The sequence below is a fragment of the Pseudoflavonifractor sp. An176 genome (genome assembly GCF_002160435.1).
Classification (GTDB): domain Bacteria; phylum Bacillota; class Clostridia; order Oscillospirales; family Oscillospiraceae; genus Enterenecus; species Enterenecus faecium.
The window spans coordinates 88,458-107,972 of record NZ_NFKO01000005.1; the positions used below are offsets into that span (position 1 = coordinate 88,458).

The 19,515-nt window shown below is 62.6% G+C and carries 17 protein-coding genes; 6 read left to right on the top strand and 11 right to left on the bottom strand.

Annotated elements, in window-relative coordinates:
• Positions 1-5 precede the first annotated feature (5 nt).
• From B5F12_RS04560 to B5F12_RS04600, 9 genes are all read right to left on the bottom strand, one after another.
• Positions 6-653, bottom strand: a complete 648-nt coding sequence (locus B5F12_RS04560; protein ID WP_242954891.1) for a JAB domain-containing protein — start codon at positions 651-653, stop codon at positions 6-8.
• 65 nt (positions 654-718) lie between these two features.
• Entirely contained in the window at positions 719-1,393 is a 675-nt protein-coding gene (gene pyrE / locus B5F12_RS04565; protein WP_087230972.1) for an orotate phosphoribosyltransferase, read from the bottom strand.
• A 115-nt stretch (positions 1,394-1,508) separates the two neighbouring features.
• Positions 1,509-2,507, bottom strand: coding sequence for a WYL domain-containing protein (locus B5F12_RS04570; protein ID WP_087230975.1), 999 nt, complete (start codon positions 2,505-2,507; stop codon positions 1,509-1,511).
• Positions 2,508-2,847: 340 nt separating this feature from the next.
• The gene (locus B5F12_RS04575; RefSeq protein WP_087230978.1) at positions 2,848-3,591 is read right to left on the bottom strand and encodes an NTP transferase domain-containing protein; all 744 of its coding nucleotides are present in this window, start codon (positions 3,589-3,591) and stop codon (positions 2,848-2,850) included.
• Positions 3,592-3,614: 23 nt separating this feature from the next.
• On the bottom strand, positions 3,615-4,889 hold the full coding sequence (locus tag B5F12_RS04580) for an O-acetylhomoserine aminocarboxypropyltransferase/cysteine synthase family protein (RefSeq protein WP_087230981.1): 1,275 nt from the start codon (positions 4,887-4,889) through the stop codon (positions 3,615-3,617).
• Between the two features lie 69 nt (positions 4,890-4,958).
• Positions 4,959-5,870 carry a GerMN domain-containing protein gene (locus B5F12_RS04585; RefSeq protein ID WP_087230984.1) on the bottom strand — a complete coding sequence of 304 codons (912 nt, stop codon included), beginning with the start codon at positions 5,868-5,870 and terminating at the stop codon, positions 4,959-4,961.
• Positions 5,867-7,357 (bottom strand): HAMP domain-containing sensor histidine kinase, encoded by a 1,491-nt coding sequence (locus B5F12_RS04590; protein ID WP_087230987.1) that lies wholly within the window; start codon positions 7,355-7,357, stop codon positions 5,867-5,869. Before B5F12_RS04590 ends, B5F12_RS04585 begins: the two co-directional genes overlap by 4 nt.
• Entirely contained in the window at positions 7,354-8,049 is a 696-nt protein-coding gene (locus tag B5F12_RS04595; protein WP_087230990.1) for a response regulator transcription factor, read from the bottom strand. Before B5F12_RS04595 ends, B5F12_RS04590 begins: the two co-directional genes overlap by 4 nt.
• A 17-nt stretch (positions 8,050-8,066) precedes the next feature.
• Positions 8,067-8,408, bottom strand: coding sequence for a helix-hairpin-helix domain-containing protein (locus B5F12_RS04600; protein ID WP_087230993.1), 342 nt, complete (start codon positions 8,406-8,408; stop codon positions 8,067-8,069).
• 131 nt (positions 8,409-8,539) lie between these two features.
• On the opposite strand from B5F12_RS04600, the gene B5F12_RS04605 reads away from it, so the two are divergent.
• Positions 8,540-9,919: a D-alanyl-D-alanine carboxypeptidase family protein gene (locus B5F12_RS04605; protein WP_087230996.1), complete on the top strand. Its 1,380-nt coding sequence runs from the start codon at positions 8,540-8,542 to the stop codon at positions 9,917-9,919.
• Between the two features lie 398 nt (positions 9,920-10,317).
• On the opposite strand, the gene B5F12_RS04610 is transcribed toward B5F12_RS04605, so the two are convergent.
• Positions 10,318-10,905, bottom strand: a complete 588-nt coding sequence (locus B5F12_RS04610) for an ECF transporter S component (protein ID WP_087230999.1) — start codon at positions 10,903-10,905, stop codon at positions 10,318-10,320.
• A gap of 126 nt (positions 10,906-11,031) precedes the next feature.
• Here B5F12_RS04610 and B5F12_RS04615 point away from each other — a divergent pair, with 126 nt between their 5' ends.
• Positions 11,032-12,447 carry a PLP-dependent aminotransferase family protein gene (locus B5F12_RS04615; RefSeq protein ID WP_158096750.1) on the top strand — a complete coding sequence of 472 codons (1,416 nt, stop codon included), beginning with the start codon at positions 11,032-11,034 and terminating at the stop codon, positions 12,445-12,447.
• On the opposite strand, the gene B5F12_RS04620 is transcribed toward B5F12_RS04615, so the two are convergent.
• Positions 12,410-14,734: a SpoIIE family protein phosphatase gene (locus tag B5F12_RS04620; protein WP_143482332.1), complete on the bottom strand. Its 2,325-nt coding sequence runs from the start codon at positions 14,732-14,734 to the stop codon at positions 12,410-12,412. The genes B5F12_RS04615 and B5F12_RS04620 overlap by 38 nt on opposite strands.
• 134 nt (positions 14,735-14,868) lie before the next feature.
• Between B5F12_RS04620 and dusB the strand changes: the two genes are divergently transcribed.
• The 4 genes from dusB (at position 14,869) to B5F12_RS04640 (ending at position 19,504) form a co-directional block, all read left to right on the top strand.
• Positions 14,869-15,840, top strand: coding sequence for a tRNA dihydrouridine synthase DusB (gene dusB / locus B5F12_RS04625; RefSeq protein WP_275532697.1), 972 nt, complete (start codon positions 14,869-14,871; stop codon positions 15,838-15,840).
• Positions 15,841-15,875: 35 nt separating this feature from the next.
• The gene (locus B5F12_RS04630; protein WP_242954892.1) at positions 15,876-16,445 is read left to right on the top strand and encodes a sigma-70 family RNA polymerase sigma factor; all 570 of its coding nucleotides are present in this window, start codon (positions 15,876-15,878) and stop codon (positions 16,443-16,445) included.
• Between the two features lie 56 nt (positions 16,446-16,501).
• Complete coding sequence (locus B5F12_RS04635) at positions 16,502-17,146, top strand: zf-HC2 domain-containing protein (RefSeq protein WP_087231015.1); 645 nt, start codon at positions 16,502-16,504, stop codon at positions 17,144-17,146.
• 288 nt (positions 17,147-17,434) lie between these two features.
• Complete coding sequence (locus tag B5F12_RS04640; protein ID WP_087231018.1) at positions 17,435-19,504, top strand: elongation factor G; 2,070 nt, start codon at positions 17,435-17,437, stop codon at positions 19,502-19,504.
• Positions 19,505-19,515: the final 11 nt, after the last annotated feature.

Sequence of the window (19,515 nt, forward strand, 5' to 3'; positions counted from 1 at the left end):
CACACTCAAACGGTCAAATAGCCAGATTCCCGCATGGACACCATCTCGTCCTCAGCGATGACAAAATGGTCCACCAGGCATACGCCCACCTGCCGCAGCAGCTGGGCCAGGTACTTGGTGGTGTGCACGTCCTGGGCCGAGCACATGGCAATGCCCGAGACGTGGTTGTGGGCCAGGGCCACCCGGGTGGCTCCGCAGGCCAGCGCCGCCTCCACCACCTGTCGCCCGGTGACCTCCACCTGGTCGGGCACGCCCTCCCCCAGCTTGCGGTAGGAGATGAGCTTCTGTTTCCCGTCCATACACACCACGTACACCATCTCGTTGCGGGCCCCGAAAAACAGGGGCATCAGTAACTCTTTGAAGTGCCAGCTGTCGGTGAGCTGCCCCTCAAAGCTGGAGCGCTCCTCCAAATATCGCCCCGCCAGGGCAGGCATGAGCTGGATGAGGGTGGCAGTATTCTCCCCTATCCCCTTCACCGCCAGCAGCTGCTCCCGGGTGGCGTTGAACACCCCGGCCAGAGAGCCGAACTGTTCCACCAGCTCATGGGCCAGCGGGTTCACATCCCCCTGGGGGATGGAGAAAAAGAGTAACAACTCCAAGGCCCGATGGTCTGGCATCCCTGCCAGACCACGGGCCATGAATTCCTGTTTCACCCGTTGACGGTGCCCTTGGTGCACGCCGCCGGGTTTCTTTTTGGAACTGGAGTCCGCCACGCCCATTAGCCCTTGGCCCCGTAGGTGGCCAGGTACTCCTCCATGCGGGCCAGCATGGCGTCGTCAATGTACACCTTGCCGTCCACAGGCTTGTTGTGCAGGCACTCCATCACGTCCCGGATGGTGACGATGGGGTAGACCTGAATGCCGTAGTCCTCCCGCAGCTCGTCCAGGGTGGTGCACTCCCGGGTACCCCGCTCCATACGGTCCACGGAGACGAACAGGGCGTCGATGTGCACATCGGCCACATGCTTGAACAGCTCGATGGACTCCCGCACGGCGGTACCGGCGGTGACCACGTCCTCGATGATGGCGATGTGGTCCCCGTCCTGGGGCTTGTAGCCCACCATGGAGCCGCCCTCACCGTGGTCCTTGGCCTCCTTGCGGTTGAAGCAGTAGGGCAGGTCCCGGTCATAGTTGCGGTACAGAGAGGCGGCAGCGGTGACCGCCAGAGGAATGCCCTTATAGGCGGGGCCAAAGAGGGCGGTGATACCCTCGGGCATGTGCTCCTGAATGCAGGCGGCATAGTAGTCGCCCAGTCGGGCGGCCTGAGCGCCGGTCTTGTAGTTGCCGGTGTTGACGAAATAGGGGGTCTTACGGCCAGACTTGGTGACGAAATCGCCAAAGGTCAACACGCCAGAGCGCACCATAAAGTGAATGAATTCCTCGCGGTAGTTCATATTCATGCATCCTTTCTCTGCTTTAGGCATTAATCGCTATATTATACCATTCTAGTCTGGTTTTCTCAAGAGGTTCCCGGTTATTTCCCCTGTCAAACCCTCCGAATTTTTGGGCTTATGCCTCCTGGGTTTTTGCCGTGTCGTAGACGTCCTGCACCTGGTCCAGGCGCTGCCGGAACTCCTCCACCGCCCAGGCGGGCGAGAGCACCTCCACCTGCGCCCCCAGCCCGAACAACCAGCCCCAGAAGGGCGGGCTCACCACCAGGTCCAGCGTAACGGTAAAATGCTCCTCATCCTGGGGCACCAGCATGATATCCTGTCCAAATCGATCCAAAAACACTCCAGCCAGGGGCGCCGCACACCGCAGCCGCAGCTGGCAGGGCCGTCCGGCATACATGCCGAAGTGGCGGCGGGTGTACCCCTCCAGGTCCCAGCTGCCCCGGTCCCGGCCCCGCTGGTCGGTGAGGGTGATGTCCGTCATCTTGTCCACCCGGTAGTGGCGCACCTCCTCCCGGTCATGGTCCCACCCGGCCAGATAGTAGTTCTCATTGTCCCAAATGAGGCCGTAGGGGGTCACCTGATACTCCGCCCCGCCCCGGCGGAATACCCGTTCCTTGTTCATATTCATCTCAAAATAGTGAAAGGAGATCACCCGATTGGCCCCGATGGCCCCGTGGAGGCGGTCCACATTGTAAAAAATGCTCTCGTTCATGGTCTTGATGCGCCGGTCCACATACACCTGGCGCTGGAGCTGCCGGGCCTGGTGGACGGAGGCCAAAGACTCCAGCTTGCCAATGAGGGCGCTGCTCTTTTTCTGGGTGAGAAAACGGCTGGACTGCACCGCATCCACCAACAGCTTCAGCTCCGCCAGCTCAAAGTCCCGCTGTCCAATGAACCAGCCGCCGCCCACTCCTCGCCGGGTCTGCACGTCCAACCCCAGCTGCCGCAGCTGCTCCATGTCGTCGTAGATGCTCTTGCGCTCGGCGGGGGCGTTCCACCGCTCCAGCTCCTCCTGGAGCTGGCCCAGGGTGAGAGGGTGCTCCTCGTCGCTGTGCTTTTGCAAAAAGCGGGCCAAAACCATCAATTTTCGCTTCTGATTGGTCCCCTTTGGCATAGTCTTCCCTCCTTTTTTGGAATAGTATACCACAAACAAAGTCCCGTTTATAGGACTTTCTGTGGGGATAGAAAAACAGACGCCGTCCTGTGATGACGGCGTCTGTTGCAAGCTCTCAAGAAAGCCAACGTCCATATCAACGGACAAAAGCCCTCGGCAGAGTTTTCCCGCCCGCAGGCGGGAAAATCAATTGAAATCTCGTATTTTCCCAGGACATGCGCATGGGAAAATACACTTCTGGAGCCCGCCAGTGTGGAATTGGGTCGTCCTTTGACCCAATTATGCATGCAGCGGGCTGCATCCCCTTCGAGAAAATGCAAGCATTTTCTCGAAATAACATTTACCAGCCCTTGCGCAGCACGTCTTCCACCTGCTGCAGCTGCTCCACGGTGTTGACGCCCAGCATCTCCAGGGGAGAGCAGGTGTCACACAGAGCCACCTTGCCCCCAGCCTGGGCGATGAGGGCGGGCACGTCGGTGAGGTAATACTCGCCCTGGGCGTTGTCGGTGGTGAGTTTGTCCAGCCAGGCCAGCAGATCTCCCACCCGGAAGACATAGGTGGCCACGTTCACCTCGGTGATGGCGGCCTGCTCGGGGGTGCAGTCCTTGGCCTCCACAATGGCGGCAAAGGTACCATCGGGGTTGCGCAGGATACGGCCATAGTTGCCGCCCTCCTCCAGGTGGGCGGAGAGCATGGTGCAGGCGCAGCCGCTTTCCAGATGGGTGCGGATGAGGCTCTCAAAGGTCTCACGGCGCATCAGAGGGGTGTCCCCACAGCAGATGAGCACGTGGCTGTCCGGGTCGGTGAGCAGCGGAGCGGCGTAGCGCACCGCGCCGCCGGTGCCGTTGAGCACCTCCTGCTCCACGCTGGGATACTCGGGGAACCGGGCGCGCACCTTATCCCCCATCCACCCCACCACCAGAATGGTGTCCTCCTTGGGGAGGAAGTTCAGAGACTTCAATACATAGTGCAGCAGAGGCTTTCCATCCGCCTCCCGCAGTACCTTGGGCAGGTCGATGCCCTCGGTTTGCAGCCGGGTGCCCTTACCCGCTGCCAAAACCACTGCCTGAATCTTTTCTGCCATGGGAATCACGTTCCTTTCTCTCGTTATACGCCCGCCAGAGCCTGCTCCACATCGGCGATGAGGTCGCTGAGGTCCTCAATGCCCACGGACAGCCGGATCAGGTCGGGGGACACTCCAGCGGCCACCAGCTCCTCGTCGTTCATCTGACGGTGGGTGGAGGAAGCAGGGTGGAGCACGCAGGTTTTAGCATCTGCCACATGGGTAGCGATGGAGCACAGCTTCAGCCCGGCCATAAACTTCTCGGCCGCAGCCCGTCCACCCTTGACGCCAAAGGACACCACGCCGCAGCTGCCGTGGGGCAGGTACTTCTGGCCCAGAGCATAGTAGGGGTCACCGGGCAGGCCCACATAGCGCACCCACTCCACCTTCTCGTGGTTGGACAGGTACTCGGCAATGCCCTGGGCATTGGCGCAGTGCTTGGCCATGCGCAGAGGCAGGGTCTCCATGCCCATGCCCAGCAGGTAGGAGTTCATGGGGGCGGGGGTGGCGCCCAGGTCCCGCATCAGCTGCACCACGCACTTGGTGATGTAAGCGCCGCCCTGGCCGAAGGCCTGGGTGTACACCAGCCCGTGGTAGCTCTCATCGGGGGTGGTGAGGCCGGGGAACTTGTCGGCGTAGGCCTCCCAGTTGAAGTTGCCCGAGTCCACAATGGCGCCGCCCACGGCGTTGGCGTGGCCGTCCAGGTACTTGGTGGTGGAGTGGGTGACAATGTCAGCGCCAAACTCAAAGGGGTGGCAGTTGGCGGGGGTGGCGAAGGTGTTGTCCACAATGAGGGGCACCCCGTTTTTGTGGGCCACCCGGGCGAACTTCTCAATGTCCAGCACCACCAGAGAGGGGTTGGCGATGGTCTCGCCAAACACGGCCTTGGTGTTGGGGCGGAAGGCGGCCTGGAGCTCCTCCTCGGAGCAGTCGGGGTCCACGAAGGTGAAGTCGATGCCCATGCGCTTCATGGTCACTGCAAACAGGTTATAGGTACCGCCGTAGATGGTGGCAGAGGACACCACGTGGTCGCCAGCGGAGGCGATGTTGAACACAGAGAAGAAGGAGGCAGCCTGGCCCGAGGACAGGAGCATGGCAGCAGAGCCTCCCTCCAGCTCACACAGGCGGGCGGCCACGGCATCATTGGTGGGGTTTTGCAGCCGGGTGTAGAAATACCCGGAGGCCTGTAAATCAAACAGCTTTCCCATGTCCTCGCTGGTCTCATAACGGAACGTGGTGGACTGGATGATGGGAATGTTGCGGGGTTCTCCGTTTCCGGGCCGATATCCGGCGTGGAGACAGCTGGTATCAAATTTCATGGGAACGCTTCCTTTCTAAACGGTAGGGTAATCTTTGTTATTTTAGCATAGTGAAGTAACCCTGTCAACTCAACTGGGGTCTGGGGAGGGCTGGCTGGACGGGGTGGGCTGAGTGACCAAAATATCGCCGTACCACTCCAGCGGCTGCCCCTCCACCAAAATCTGGACCTGCTCCACATTTTCCAGGCTGCACAGGGTGTTGACCAGGGAGTCAAGGACCAGCTGCTGCTGCCACTCCTCCTGGGGAACCTGTTCCAAAAACACCCCGGACAGGTCCACATAGCACACCCTGCCCTCCTGGCGGGCGGAGAGCACCTTGAGGTCAGCGGGCAGAATCCGCTCCAGCCCCTCGTCCTGGGGCCCGGCAATGAGGGCTTCCACCACCACCTGGGCCACCGAGTCGCTCTCTATGAGGCGGAACACTCGGAACTCAAAGCCCAGCTCCTGGCTGTCCTTCCTCTTGAAGTGGAGGGCGGCGGTCACTTCCACCGGCTCCTCCTCCGCCCCGGTAAACATCACATCTTCCGCGGTGAAGACCTGTCGGTCCCGGTAGGGCAGCTGGCTGCCGTTGGCGGTGATGCACACCTCCTCCACCCCCTCCAGCTGGGTGAGGGTGAGGGTGATGCAGTAGTCGGCCATGGTCAGCTCAATGCCCACCAGGTCTCCATAGGGCCAGGACAAATCCACGGTCACCCGCTTCCCGTCCTGCTGCCACTGCTGCAAATCGGTGCCCTGGGGGAAGGGAGAGACCAGCTTGCTGTCCTCCCCTGGCCCCTCCAGCAGGGCCTCCATGAGGGCGGGCACCGTCTGTTCCCCGGTGTACGGAACGGACTCCAGGGCGGTGGTGGCGTTGTCCCATTGGTCCAAATCGGCGGTGTACCACAGGCTGAGGCCGCTCTGGCTCTGGTGGCCACCGCACCCCATCAGGGAGGCCAGCAGCGCCGAACCCAGGGTCAGCGCCCATACTCTGCGCCCTCTCATAGCTCCTCTCCCCCTTCCTCTACAATGCGGGGGAATCGGGCGGTGAACCGGGCTCCCACCCCGTCCGGGCCCCGCTGGGCCATGATATCGCCGCCGTGGAGGCGGGCGGTGTCCCGGGCGATGGACAGACCCAAGCCCGTGCCCCCCGCCTCTCTGGACCGGGCCTTGTCCACCCGGTAGAAGCGGTCGAACACCCGCAGCAGGTCCTCCTCCGGGATGCCCACTCCGGTGTCCTGCACCGTCAGGGTAATCCAGTATTCCTCCCGGGCCACCTCTACGGTGACAGAGCCCCCGGGCTGATTGTACTTCACGGCGTTTTCCATCAGATTAAAGGCCACCTGGTACAGGTCGTCCTGGGTGGCCAGCACCATACAGTGGGGCTGGAGCTGATACCGCAGCTCCACCTGGGCAGAATGGGCCAGGGGCAACAGCATGTGCCCCACCTTTTCCACCACCTGGCCCACGTCTACCGGCACCCGCTCCCGCTGGAGTCGGGCGTCCAGGCGGCTGAGGGCCAGCAGGCGCTGGCTGATGCGGGTGAGGCGGTCGGCCTCCTCCCCGATGTCGGAGACAAACTCCCGCACCGTCTCCATGTCCACCGAGCTATTTTGCAAGATGGAGTCGGCCAGCAGACGAATGGAGGCCAAGGGGGTTTTTAGCTCGTGGGAGGCATCCGAGACAAACCGCCGCCGCACCTCCTCAATGGTCTGCAAGCGGTCGGTGAGCTCGTTGAACTCCATGGCCAGCTGGGCCATCTCGTCCTTGCCCTTGACCTCGATGCGGTGGTTGTACTCGCCCTCCCGCACCGAGCGGATACCACCCAGCAGCCGGGAGGTATTGCGGGTGAGTGCTTTGGACAGAATGAGGGCAGCCACCAGGGCCACCACACAGATCACCACGGAGATGTACCGCAGGGTGGACTGGATGGACAGCAGCACCTCCGCCTGTTCCGTGTCGTATTCATAGAGGTACACCGCCCCCAGGGTGACACCACGGTACACTGTCGGGACGGCCACACGGGTGCGGAACGCCCCCTGCCGATACTCGGACCGGCACACGTCCTCCCCCCGCAGGGCCTTGACCACCTCGGCGGTGATGGCGTAGTCTCCGGTGCGCTTTTCCAGGGTGGAGCTGTCATAGAGGATGAGTCCGGACTCGTTGGTCACCAGCACCCGGGTGCCCTGCATGTCGTCCAGCAGCTCCATGGCCTGGGCCACGCCGTCCTCGGTGAGCACCTCTGACACCGCCAGGGCGCTGCCGATGGCCAGGGCCTGCCGCTTCAGCGAGGCCTCCTTGGCTGAAAACACCATGTTCTGGGCCATAATCAAAGGGTAGGTGTTGAGCACCAGCACAATGGCCACCACCAACAGCAGATAGGTGGCCACATACTTGCCCTGTAGGCTGTGGAAGAAGGGTACCTCTCCCGCCTTGACCTCCCGATTCTCCCGGCGGGCCCGCTGCCGCCACTGCTTGAACACCTGTCTCATGGGCACTCACTGCTCAGATAGTAGCCCACGCCCCACTTGGTGAGGATGTGGGTGGGGTTGGCGGGGTCGGGCTCCAGCTTCTCCCGCAGACGGCGGATGTGCACGTCCACGGTGCGAAACTCTCCCACGTACTCGTAGCCCCACACCACATTCAGGAGGTTTTCCCGGCTGTACACCCGGCCGGGATTGCGCATGAGCAGCTCCATGAGGTCAAACTCCTTGGCGGTGAGCTCCACCGGATGTCCGTCCCGACGGGCCACCCGCTGGTCCAAATCCAGGGTGATAGCCCCGTGGACCAGGCAGTTGGTGTGCTTTTTCTGCTGGGTGGAGGTGCCAGCCCGGCGCAGCAGGGCCCGAATCCGGGCTTTTACCTCCAGAATGTTAAAAGGCTTGGTGATGTAGTCGTCGGCGCCGCACTCAAAGCCCATAATCTTGTCCGCATCCTCGCCCTTGGCGGTGAGCATGATGATGGGCACATTGGAGAACTCCCGTATCTTCATGCACGCCTGCAAGCCGTCGATTTTGGGCATCATCAAATCCAAAATAATCAGGTCAAACCGTCCGGTCCGGGCCAGCTCCACCGCCTCTTCCCCGTCACTGCCCGTCTCCACTTCATATCCTTCATTTTCCAAGTTAAATTTAATACCCTTCACCAGCAGACGCTCGTCGTCCACCACCAGTATCTTGGGCATGTCATTCCCTCCCTCTATTACACCGCAATCAAATCCAACAGGGTCTCCATCATCTTCTCGCTGATGCCCGGCACCTCAATGAGGTGCTCCGGGTACTCAAAGGGGCCGTGGATATCCCGGTAGCGCACGATGGCTGTGGCCAGCGCCGGACCGATGCCGGGCAACTCCTCCAGCTGCTCCCGGGTGGCCAGATTGATGTTCACTTTTCCCCGGTCCAGTCCGGCAAATTCCACCCCGGACTGGGGGCCTGGGCGCAGCTCCAAGGTCTCGATGCGCCCCTGTCGCACCAGCCAGATGGACACCGTGGCCAGGAGCATCCCGCACAGCACCAGGCAAAGGATACGGCCTATGTACTTCATGCCGGAACCTCCTCTTTTTTCCCGTGGCTTTGGTTGCGTTTTCGTCCGATTTCTGCTATAGTATTTCTGCTGCAGCAGGGCTTAGCCCATCGTCTGCCCCCACATTATAACATAGATGATTGGAGAATCCTATGAAAAAATACATTCGTCGCGCTGCGGCTCTGGCCACAGCTCTTGTTCTCACACTCTCTCTGTGTCTGCCTGCCGCCTTCGCTCTGGACGACCCGCAGCCCCACTGCACCGCCGCCATTGTGGTGGACGGGGACAACAACGAGGTCTTGTATGACTACAACGCCTACGAAAAACGCTACCCCGCCTCGGTCACCAAGATCATGACCACCCTGGTGGTCCTCCGGGCCATTGACGCCGGAGAGCTCACCCTGGAGACCCAGGTAACAGCCTCCAAGGAGGCGGTGACCCTGCCCGAGGGCAGCTCCACCGCCGGCATTGTGGAGGGCGAAGTGCTCACCATCGAGCAGCTGCTGTACTGCGATCTGGTGCCGTCGGGCAATGAGGCCTGTAACATTCTGGCCGAAGCCCTGTGCGGCTCGGAAGAGGCCTTTGTGGAGCGCATGAATGAGACTGCGGAAGACCTGGGCATGACAGGCACCCACTTTGCCAACCCCCACGGTCTCCACGACCCCGACCACTATACCACCGCCTATGACATCTACCTCATGGCTTCCGCCGCTATGGAGTACGAGATTTTCCGCGAAATCGTCTCCACCCCCACCTACACCCTGGAGCCCACCAACAAGGTCTCGGAGCCCCGGATTCTCCACAGCACCAACGCCCTGATTAGCAACTGGTATGTGTCCGGCGTGACCTACTCCAAGGCCATCGGCATCAAGACCGGGTACACCGAAGAGGCAGGCCGCTGTCTGGCCTCCGCCGCCACCGACGAGCAGGGCCGCACCTTCTACTGCGTGGTGCTGGGCTCGGAATACGCCCAGGACGAGTCGGGCAACTGGCACTTCTACTCCTTCAGCGAGAGCTCTCGCCTGCTGGAGTGGGCCTTTGACAACTTCACCCGCACCACGCTGCTCAGTGAGACCTCAGAGAACGTCATCCGGGAGGTCCCCGTCACCCTGTCTGCCGACACCGGTCACGTGTTGGTCCAGCCCGTGGGCTCCATCGAAGCCACCGTGCCCGAGTACGACCCCGCCAAGGCAGAGCTGAAAATGGACTTGCCCGAGAGTCTGGAGGCCCCCATCCACAAGGGACAAGTGGTGGGCAGCGTCTCCCTGGTCTACAACGGCATCAACTACGGCTCTCTGGACATGGTGGCCACCGATGACGTGGCCCGCTCGGACTTCCAGTACACCATGAAGGTCATCTCGGACACCTGGGCCCTGTGGTGGGTGAAACTGCTGGTCATCCTGGCCGTGGTGCTCATTCTGGCTCTGGTGGTGTACCTGATCTTCATCCGGCCCATGCGCCGGGGCGGTCGTCGTCGGTATGGCTACACCGGTCCCCGCCGTGGGGGCGGCTATAAGGGCCGTCGGAGATAATTCCAGCTATTCATGATTTTTTCATAATTTCGTTTCAATTTGGACAACACTTTTCCGGCCAAGTCTGGTACTATCATGGTGTCAGGAAGAAAGACACCAGACATTTTCAAAATCCTCCCTCTCTCTTTTCTCTTTTCAAGCAAACCCCCTCCGGTCGCCCAGCCGGAGGGGGCTTCCCTTTGTGCGAAAAGGCGCAGACGCTTCTCGCACATGCACATTCACAGTTCCTTCATAAAAGATTCGTATTTTATCCATCACTCCCCCATGGGGGTCTGCTATGATGTACGTGTCAGGAAGAAGTGAATATGCTTTCATTGAACATCCTCCCTCTCTCTCTTTTCTCTTTCAAACAACACGCAAAACCGCCGGGGTCCCGCGCCCCGGCGGTTTTGTGCGTTTTATTTTTCTGATGGGTTCAGCGCCTCGTCCAGGCGGGCCATGCGCAGCGCCCGCAGCACCGCAAAGGCCAGCAGAGGAGCCAGCACGATGGCCACACCTCCGTTGAACAGGGAGGAGGGCACCTTGAGCACCGTGGCCACCCACGCCGCAGAGGCACTCATGCCCTCCAGCAGCATGGAATTGTAGAAAAAGGTCTTGGCCAGATAGATGATGATATAGCTCACCGCCGCACACACGGTGGACACCGCCATGGCGGGATAGGTGGCTTTGCGGCGGAACACCGCCACAAACACCGCCCCGGCAATCACCCCGTACAGGCCCTTGGTGACAAAGGTGATGGGGGCCTCGGTGATGTAGAGCACATTGGTGCAGTCATACAGGGCTGAGCCCAGGCCGGCTGCCAGCCCGCCCCACCAGGGCCCCAGCAGGATGCCACTGAGGGCGCACATGATGTTCCCCAGATGGAACCGGGAATAGCCCCCCACGCTCAGAGGCAACACCACTTCAATCTTACTTCCGCAAAACACCAACGCCACCAGCAGGGCGGTGATCACCAGCCGCAGCAGCTTTTTGTGTTCTTGACGCATAATCTTCCACTCCTCTCCCGCCGCCCACGTTGACGGCGGCTGTTATTGAGTGGTATTATACTCCCATCTGACATCATGAAAATGGCCAGTTTTTATCTTTTTTATCAGGTCAGTTTGGAGGCGCCTATGGAATATCCCATTCACATGCCCGTCTTTGAGCCGGGTCATCCCCTGTATTTGCAGCTGTACCAGCACCTGGCCCGGGAAATTCAACAGGGCCGCCCGGGACCTGGAAAGAAGCTGCCCTCCAAGCGGCGGCTGTGCACCATGCTGGGGGTGAGCATGAGCACCGTGGAGGGAGCCTACTCCCTCCTTCTGGCGGAGGGGTACGTGAAGAGTTTGCCCCGCAGCGGCTATGTGGCCGCCCAGCTCCACGACGTGCCGGTGCAGTCTGTCCCCGACCTACCCGCCCCTCCGGAGCCCCCCTCCCAGTGGCGGTATGACTGCTCCACCTCGGCGGTGGACACCTCGGTGTTCCCCTTCTCCTCCTGGGCCCGCATCAACAAGGATTCGGTATACCAAAACCCCGGACTGCTCCAGCCAGGGCACCCCCAGGGGGATGAACCTCTGCGGGTGGCCCTGGCGGGACTGCTGGCCCAATACCGGGGGGTACGCTGCTCCCCGGAGCAGATCGTGGTGGGGGCCGGGACCGACTACCTGCTCTCCCTCCTCCTCCAGCTCTTTCCCCAGGGCAGCGCCGTGGCCCTGGAAGACCCCGGCTACCCCACCGCCTGGCAGGCGGTGGAGCGGCACGGACACCGCCCCATCTCCATCCCGGTGGATGCCTCGGGGATGTGTCCCAGAGAGCTGGAGCAGTCCGAGGCGGTGCTGGCCTATGTCACCCCCTCTCACCAGTTCCCTCTGGGGGTGACCATGCCGGTGGAGCGGCGCAGCCGCCTGCTGCGCTGGGCCGCCCAGGGGGAGGGGCGGTATGTGCTGGAGGACGACTACGACAGCGAGTTTCGCTATGCCTCCCGGCCCATTCCCGCCCTCCAGGGGCTGGACGCCGGGGGCCGGGTCATCTACCTGGGCACCTTCTCCCGGTCCATCGCCCCCGCCATCCGTGTGGCCTACCTCATCTTGCCCCCGGAACTGCTGGCCCGATACCGCCAGGTGTTCCCCCAGAGCGCCTGCACCGTCTCCCGGTTTGAACAGGAAACCCTGCGCCAGTTTCTGGTCCAGGGGCTGTACAGCCGCCATCTGCGCCGGTCCGGCAACCGCTACCGCCGCAAATGCTCCATCCTCACCCAGGCCCTGGGGCGCTTCCCTCACCTGTCCCTGTCCGGTGAGGGGGCAGGGCTGCACTTTCTCCTCACCGCCCCCCACCTCACGGAGGGAGAGATGGTCCAGCGGGCCGCCCGCAGCGGCATCCGAGTCTCCCCTCTCAGCCGCTACTGCCACCAGGTCCCCCCGCCTCCCTCCACCGTGGTGGTAGGCTATGCGGGGCTGCCCCTGGAACAGCTGGAGGAGTGCGCCAATTTGCTGGGTCAGGCCCTGGACCCGGTCACCCCTCTTCCCGAGGACGTACCTCCAGGCGAATGACCATCACGGTCCGGTCGTCCTCCTCTCCCTCCCGCTGTCCGCTCTCCTGGAGGATGCGGGCGGCCAGCTCCTGGGGTGAGGTTCCCTCATAGTCTGCCAACAGGCGGCGCAGCCAGCCGTCCTCCCGGGGGCTCACCACCCCGTCGCTGACCAGCACCACCCAGTCCCCTGCGCCCAGCTGTTGGGGGAAGGAATCCGCCTTCATGCCGGGGGCCACCCCGGCAGGCATGGACCGTCCCACCACCCGCTCCACCCCGCCGGGCTTGCGGAAATAGGTGGGGGCGGCCCCCAGCTTATACACGGCGCTGCGGCCGGAAAACAGGTCCAGCTGAAAGAGGTCCACGGTGGTAAATCCCCCCTGGTCTTCGCCCCGCAGGGCCAGGGCTTCCCCCACGGTGGCCAGAGCGGCCTCCACTTCCAGCCCCGCCCGGAGGAACTTTTCCAGCAGTCCCAAGGCGCAGTTGCTGTCCTCCCGGGCGGCGGGGCCGCTGCCCATGCCGTCACAGAGCAGGAAGTTCAGCCGCCCGGCCTCGTCCTTAAACCAGGCCCCGCAGTCTCCGCTCACTGACTGGCCCTTGCGGTCGGCCGCCGCCAGTCCCGCCACCGCCACCAGAGGCTCCTGCTGTACCAGCACCACCTGGCCCCTGGGGGCAGCGGTGTCTTGGCGCAGAGGGCAGCCCAACAGGGTGGACAGCTTTGCCAGCTCGGCCCCCTGCACCAACCGCTCCACCTCCGGGCCCTCCAGCTGGATGTGCACGTGGCCGTTGGGGTCCTGGGTCACCGAGCACTTGCCCCGGATGCCCAGGGCCTTCATGCGCTGGGCCATGAGCCGTTGACGGCGGGCGTCCACCGGGGGATGCTGGTCCAGCCGTCCGGCGGCCCGGTCCAACACCTGGGCCAGCTGCCCATACTGGGCGCACACCGCCGCCCGGCTCTCCCGCACCCGGCTGTCATACCGCCGTCGGGCCAACAGACTGCGCAGCTCCCGGTTGGCCGCCCCTAAAAAGGCGTCAAATTGGGTGCACCGCCCGGAGAAATGGAGGGGGAAGTCCTCCCGGATGCCCTCCCCCCGCTCCAGCATGGGGGTCAAGGCGTCGGAGAGGGCAGTGCGGGTGGCCTGGTACTCCTGCTGCCAGCACCGCTCCCGCTGGCGGCAGCGGACGCACACCTCTTCGGCGGCCCGGTCAAACACCCGGCTGGTGTCCTGGTCGTTGGGAACCACCGGAGTGAAGGCCTCCCGCAGGCCTCCGGTCACCGCCCGGAAGGCGGTGGCGGTGCGGCGCAGCTGCTGGGCAGCCAGCTCTCTCCCCAGCTGCCCCATGTCCTCCCCCTCTTCCCGGCGGAGTACCGCCCCCAGGCGGTTGACCAGCGCCTCCGGCTGGAGGAGGAACAGCACCGCGCCCAGCACGATCTCCAGACCCACCGCCTGGAGGTTGTCTCCCGGCTCCATCCACACCAGGGACACTCCCCCGGTCAAGACATACACCAGGGCGCACACCAGCCGTCCCCGCTCCCAACAGGCCCCGGCCAGCAGGCCGGGAAGGGCGTAGAGGAGGGTGCCGTAGGGCAAGGTGCCCTGGGCGGCGTCCATGGCCACCCCCGCCACCACACCGGCGGCGGCGCCTACCCCAACGCCCCCCTTCCAGGCGGCGGTCATCACCGCCAACACGCACAGCACCCGGCCCAGGGACACCACCCCGCCCAGCATCACCCGGGCCAAGGTCATCATCACGGTGCCACCCAGCACCAGCACCCCCGCCGTCTGGGCTGGGGTCCAGGGGCCGCTGTGGCTCTGGGTACGCACCGTCATGGCCTGACGGTAGCAGTACACCACCACCGCCGTGAGGGCCAGCTCGGCCAGATAGGAGGCAGCGGTGGCTCGGTCCCACCCCAGCGGGGACTGGTAGACAAACCCCACCGCCCCATTGAGAAGGGCGGCCATCAGGGGCATAAACCAGCTTTTCCGGTAGAGGCGGAACTCCCCCATGGCCAACGCCACGGCGTACACCATCATGGAGGCGGCTATGTACCGCAGTCCGCCCACAAAGCCCAGAAAGCACAGGTAGCCCAGGGAGGCGCCCAGCAGGGCGCACACCCCCTCCCAGCCCGGCCCCCACACCGCCACCAGGGCCAGAGCGAAGAAGGCATGTCCCTCCAAAAATTCCGCCCCGGTGAGGGTGGCAGTGAGCAAAAACGCAATGGCGCACTCTCCCAGTCGTGCCTTCAGCGGCATCTCCCGCCGCCCCTTCGACCAAACCCGGCCCAGTGCTCCTTCTTTCCCCGTCATAGTGAATCCCTCGCATTCGTCCAGTTTGGGCCATTATAGCCCCCAATGGTCAAGAAGGAGGTCGTAACCTGTCTTGCCCGGTGGTGCAATCTGTGGTATGATGGGTGGCATTGATGAGCAAAGGAGAACGCTTTGTGAAAATAGGCAATGTTGAACTGAACACCAAAATCGTGCTGGCTCCCATGGCAGGGGTCACCGACGTGGCCTTCCGCACCGTATGCCGGGAGCTGTCCGGCTGTTACACCGTCACCGAGATGGTCAGCGCCAAGGCCCTGTGCTATGGAGATAAAAAGACCGCCTCCCTCCTCACCCTGGGCGAGGGAGAGCACCCCTGTGCGGTCCAGATTTTCGGCAGCGACGAGGCCGCCATGGAGAAGGGCGCTGCCCTGGCCCTGGAGCAGTCCGGGGCGGACATCATCGACATCAACATGGGCTGTCCCGTGCCCAAAATCGCCGGGTCTGGGGACGGCTCCGCCCTGATGAAGGACCCAGAGAAGGCCGCCCGAGTGGCCGCCGCCGTGGTGCGGGGGGCAGCTGGAAAGCCCGTCACCGTGAAATTCCGCCTGGGCTGGGACAAGGGCTCCATCAACTGCGTGGAGTTTGCCCGGCGCATGGAGGACGTGGGGGTAGCCGCTGTGGCCGTCCATGGCCGCACCCGCACCCAGATGTACTCCGGCACCGCCAACTGGGACTATATCCGGGAGGTCAAACAGGCCGTATCCATCCCGGTAGTGGCCAACGGGGACATTTTTTCCGCCAAGGACGCCGTGCGGGCCCTGTCCTACACCGGGGCGGACATGGTGATGATCGGCCGGGGCTGCTTTGGAAACCCCTGGCTGCTGGAGCAGTGCGCCGCCGCTGTGGAGGGCCGGGAAGTGCCGGAGACGCCCCCCCTGGCCCAGCGCTGTGACGTGGCCGTGCGCCAGTTTGAGCTGGCCATGGCCCACAAGGGGGAGCGCATCGCCTGCCTGGAGATGCGCCGCCACTACGCCTGGTACCTGAAAGGGGTGCCCTACGCCGGGTACTGGAAGGAGCAGATTTGCTCCATGTCCACGGCAGAGGATTTTTACAAGGTCACGGCAGGCATTCGCCGGGACCTGTGCTGATGGAGTAACAGATTTCCACGCAGGAGGTGAGGAATGTGGAAGAACAGGAGTGGATTAGCCAGGCCGCCCAGGGAGATACCCAGGCCTTCGCCCACCTGGTGGAGCGATATGAGACGGTGGTCTACCACCAGGCCCTGCGCCTGGTGGGCAACCGGGAGGACGCCGCCGATGTGACCCAGGAGGTCTTTTGGAAGGCGTGGCGGGCCCTTCCCACCTTCCGCAGGGAGAGCAGCTTTTCCACCTGGCTTTACCGCCTCACCGACAACGCCTGTCTGGACCTGCTGCGCCGGGAGAAAAAGCGGCGGGGAGATGCCTCTCTGGACGATGAGGAGAGCCTCTCTCTGGCCCAACAGCTGCCCCACCCCGGCCCCTCCCCTCAGGAGCACCTGGAGCAGGGAGAGAGGATGACTGCCCTGGAGCAGGGGCTTCAGCAGCTGTCCCAAGAGCACCGTCGCATCCTGGTGCTGCGGGAAATAAACGGCCTCTCCTACCAGGAGATTGGGGCCATTCTGGGTCTGTCCGACGGGACCGTGAAGTCCCGGTTGGCCCGGGCCCGGCTGGCTCTGGCAAATTATTTGCGTCAAAGCGGGAACTTTTCCCCCTGAGATGCGTCTAACGAAACGAAGAGATAAAATTTGCCTACGAAAGGACGGTGAAGGGCATGGAACATGAGACCTATCTGGAGTGGATCAGCGCCGACTTGGACGGCGAGCTGACCCCTGCCCAACACGCCCAGCTGGAAGAGCATCTGAACACCTGCCCTTCCTGCGCCCAACTATATGGGGAGCTGTCCCAGCTCAGCGGAAGCCTGCACCGCCTGACCGCGGATATGCCCCCCCAGCTGCACCAGCAGATTCTGGAGGGTCTGCCCCGCCAGACCGCCCCAGTTCTTCGCTTCCCCCGAGCGGGGAAGGCCTGCGGCGCTCTAGCCGCTTGTCTGGCCCTGGTGGTGGCTCTGGGCTACTCCTCCTTCCACCAGAGTCAGGAGAACGCTTCTCCGGTGGCCACCCGTTCCAATCCCGGTATCGCCCCCGCCGTCTTCTCCGTCCAGCCCCAGGAGTTTTCCGTCCCCGGCGGCGACACGGTGCTGCTCCTCTCCGCCCCTCTGTCTCAGGAGAGCCAGGAGCTGTTGGGCGACCTCCCCGTCACCACCCTGGAAGGGGGATATCTGTGCTGTGTGGCCGACCCGGACACCGCCACCGCCCTGGCCTCCCATCTGGACCAGTCCGGCGTAGCCTACACCCAGGTGGATGCCGCCCAGCCTGACGGCAGCGGCAACATCGCCGTGGTCTGGCCCCAGGCCTGAGACGGAATCTTTCGTCATTCTCCCCAATTTTCCACCCATCGACAACCGAATTTTTACCACTCTCATACAGGTTTTGCCACCAGGCAAAGCCTGTATTTTTTCTTCTCCCCCAACGCGAGTAAACCGTTTTCCCTTTACTGTCTTCGCACTATTTTCCACAGTAGCGTTAAAAAGTTTTCGTCATTTTGTCAAATTACCATTGCATTTTATGGAACACCATTGTATAATTCATTCAAGCCCATTCCCCAGGGATGGCGCAAATGGCAAAGATTAAGGAGTGGAACAAACATGAGCTATTCTCCGCATGCAATTCGAAACATCTGTCTGTTGGGTCACGGTGGTAACGGAAAGACCACTCTGGTGGAGAGCTTCCTGCGTACGACCGGCGTCATCGACCGTCTGGGTAAGACCTCCGACGGCAACACCGTCAGCGACTACGATCCCGAGGAAATCAAGCGTCAGATCTCCATTTCCGCCTCTGTGATTCCTGTGGAATATAACGGTTGTAAGATCAACGTGCTGGACACCCCCGGTAACTTCGATTTTGCCGGTGAAGTGGTGGAGTGCCTGTCTGTGGCCGACGCCGGTATTCTGGTGTGCGCGGCCAAGGGCGGCCTGTCTGTGGGCACCGAGCGGGCCTGGAAGCTGCTCAATGAGCGGAAGATGCCCCGGTTGATCTACATCTCCAAGATGGACGAAGACAATGTGGATTTTAACTCTGCCTTCGATACCCTCCGCGAGCACTTCGGTAAGAACATCGCCCCCATGGTGGTCCCCATCTGGGACGAGAACAAGCGGGTCACCGGCATCGCCGACGTGCTCCACAAGAGAGCCTTCGAGCTCCACGACGGCAAGCGTGTGGAGATCGAGGTCCCCGAGGACAAGGTCCCCGTCATTGAGGAAATTTACGAAAAACTCATGGAGTCTGTCGCTGAGACCAGCGAGGAATTCATGGACAAATACTTCTCCGGCGAGCCCTTCACCTACGCCGAGGTGGTGCAGGGCCTGAAGGCCGGCGTCAAGGACGGCTCCATCGTCCCCGTGCTGTGCGGCTCTGCCTACACCGGCCTGGGCACCATGATGCTGCTGGACCTGATCATCGACCTGCTCCCCACTCCTCTGGAAGGTATTCCCGCCATGGGTACCGACCGTGAGGGCGAGCCCGCCGAGTTCATCGTCTCCCAGGGCGCTGTGCCCGCCGCCTACGTCTTTAAGACCGTAGCCGACCAGTACGGCAAGTTCTCCTTTGTCAAGGTGCTCTCCGACCACCTGTCCCCCGACATGACTCTGGTGAACACCAACACCGGCAACAACGAGAAGCTGGGCCGTCTGTATGTGATGTGCGGCAAGAAGAACACCGAGGTCAAGGAGCTCATGTGCGGCGACATCGGCGCCATCGGCAAGATGGACAAGGTGAAGACTGGCGACACCCTGTGTGACGCCCGTAAGTTTATGAAGCTGGACCCCCTGCCCTTCGCCGAGCCCAACTACTCCAAGGCCATTGCCCCCAAGGTCCGTGGCCAGGAGGATAAGATCGCCGCAGGTTTGGCCCGCCTCAACGAGGAAGATCCCACCTTCCGGGTGGTGAACAACGCCGAGACCCACCAGATGGTGGTGACCACCGCCGGCGACATCCAGATGGACGTGCTGGTGAGCAAGCTCAAGAGCCGCTTCGGCGTGGAAGTGGAGCTCAGCGAGCCCCGTGTGGCCTATCGCGAGAAGATTCGCAAGAGCGTGTCCAAGCAGGGCCGCCATAAGAAGCAGACCGGTGGTTCCGGCCAGTTCGGTGACGTGTGGATTCGCTTCGAGCCCGGTCCCAACGAAGAGCTGGAATTCTGCGAAGAGGTGTTCGGCGGCTCCGTGCCCAAGAACTTCTTCCCCGCCGTAGAAAAGGGTCTGCGGGAAGCCTGCCTCCACGGCGTACTGGCTGGTTACCCCGTGGTGAATCTGAAGGCCACTCTGTATGACGGAAGCTACCACCCGGTGGACTCCTCCGAAATCGCCTTCAAGACCGCCGCTCAGCTGGCCTACAAGGCCGCTCTGCCCGAGGCCTCTCCCGTGCTCATGGAGCCTGTGGGTGAGCTGAAGGTCACCGTGCCCGACAATTACATGGGCGACGTCATCGGCGATTTGAACAAGCGCCGTGGCCGCGTCATGGGTATGGACCCCACCGACGACGGCAGCCAGGTGATCACCGCTGAGGTGCCCATGGCCGAGATGATGACCTACGCCATCGACCTGCGGGCTATGACCCAGTCCCGTGGCTCCTTTGTGTTCCACTTCGTCCGCTATGAGGACTGCCCGCCCGCCGCCCAGGAGAAGGCCATTGCCGCTGCCAAGGCCATGGCGGAAGAATAAACTGAAATTAA

Coding starts and splice junctions, on each gene's coding strand:
- B5F12_RS04610 (WP_087230999.1), bottom strand. CDS start 10,905: ATGCGTCAAGAACACAAAAAGCTGCTGCGGCTGGTGATCACCGCCCTG.
- B5F12_RS04585 (WP_087230984.1), bottom strand. CDS start 5,870: ATGAGAGGGCGCAGAGTATGGGCGCTGACCCTGGGTTCGGCGCTGCTG.
- B5F12_RS04595 (WP_087230990.1), bottom strand. CDS start 8,049: ATGCCCAAGATACTGGTGGTGGACGACGAGCGTCTGCTGGTGAAGGGT.
- B5F12_RS04580 (WP_087230981.1), bottom strand. CDS start 4,889: ATGAAATTTGATACCAGCTGTCTCCACGCCGGATATCGGCCCGGAAAC.
- B5F12_RS04620 (WP_143482332.1), bottom strand. CDS start 14,734: ATGACGGGGAAAGAAGGAGCACTGGGCCGGGTTTGGTCGAAGGGGCGG.
- B5F12_RS04640 (WP_087231018.1), top strand. CDS start 17,435: ATGAGCTATTCTCCGCATGCAATTCGAAACATCTGTCTGTTGGGTCAC.
- B5F12_RS04600 (WP_087230993.1), bottom strand. CDS start 8,408: ATGAAGTACATAGGCCGTATCCTTTGCCTGGTGCTGTGCGGGATGCTC.
- B5F12_RS04575 (WP_087230978.1), bottom strand. CDS start 3,591: ATGGCAGAAAAGATTCAGGCAGTGGTTTTGGCAGCGGGTAAGGGCACC.
- B5F12_RS04605 (WP_087230996.1), top strand. CDS start 8,540: ATGAAAAAATACATTCGTCGCGCTGCGGCTCTGGCCACAGCTCTTGTT.
- B5F12_RS04570 (WP_087230975.1), bottom strand. CDS start 2,507: ATGCCAAAGGGGACCAATCAGAAGCGAAAATTGATGGTTTTGGCCCGC.
- B5F12_RS04615 (WP_158096750.1), top strand. CDS start 11,032: ATGGAATATCCCATTCACATGCCCGTCTTTGAGCCGGGTCATCCCCTG.
- B5F12_RS04635 (WP_087231015.1), top strand. CDS start 16,502: ATGGAACATGAGACCTATCTGGAGTGGATCAGCGCCGACTTGGACGGC.
- B5F12_RS04590 (WP_087230987.1), bottom strand. CDS start 7,357: ATGAGACAGGTGTTCAAGCAGTGGCGGCAGCGGGCCCGCCGGGAGAAT.
- pyrE (WP_087230972.1), bottom strand. CDS start 1,393: ATGAACTACCGCGAGGAATTCATTCACTTTATGGTGCGCTCTGGCGTG.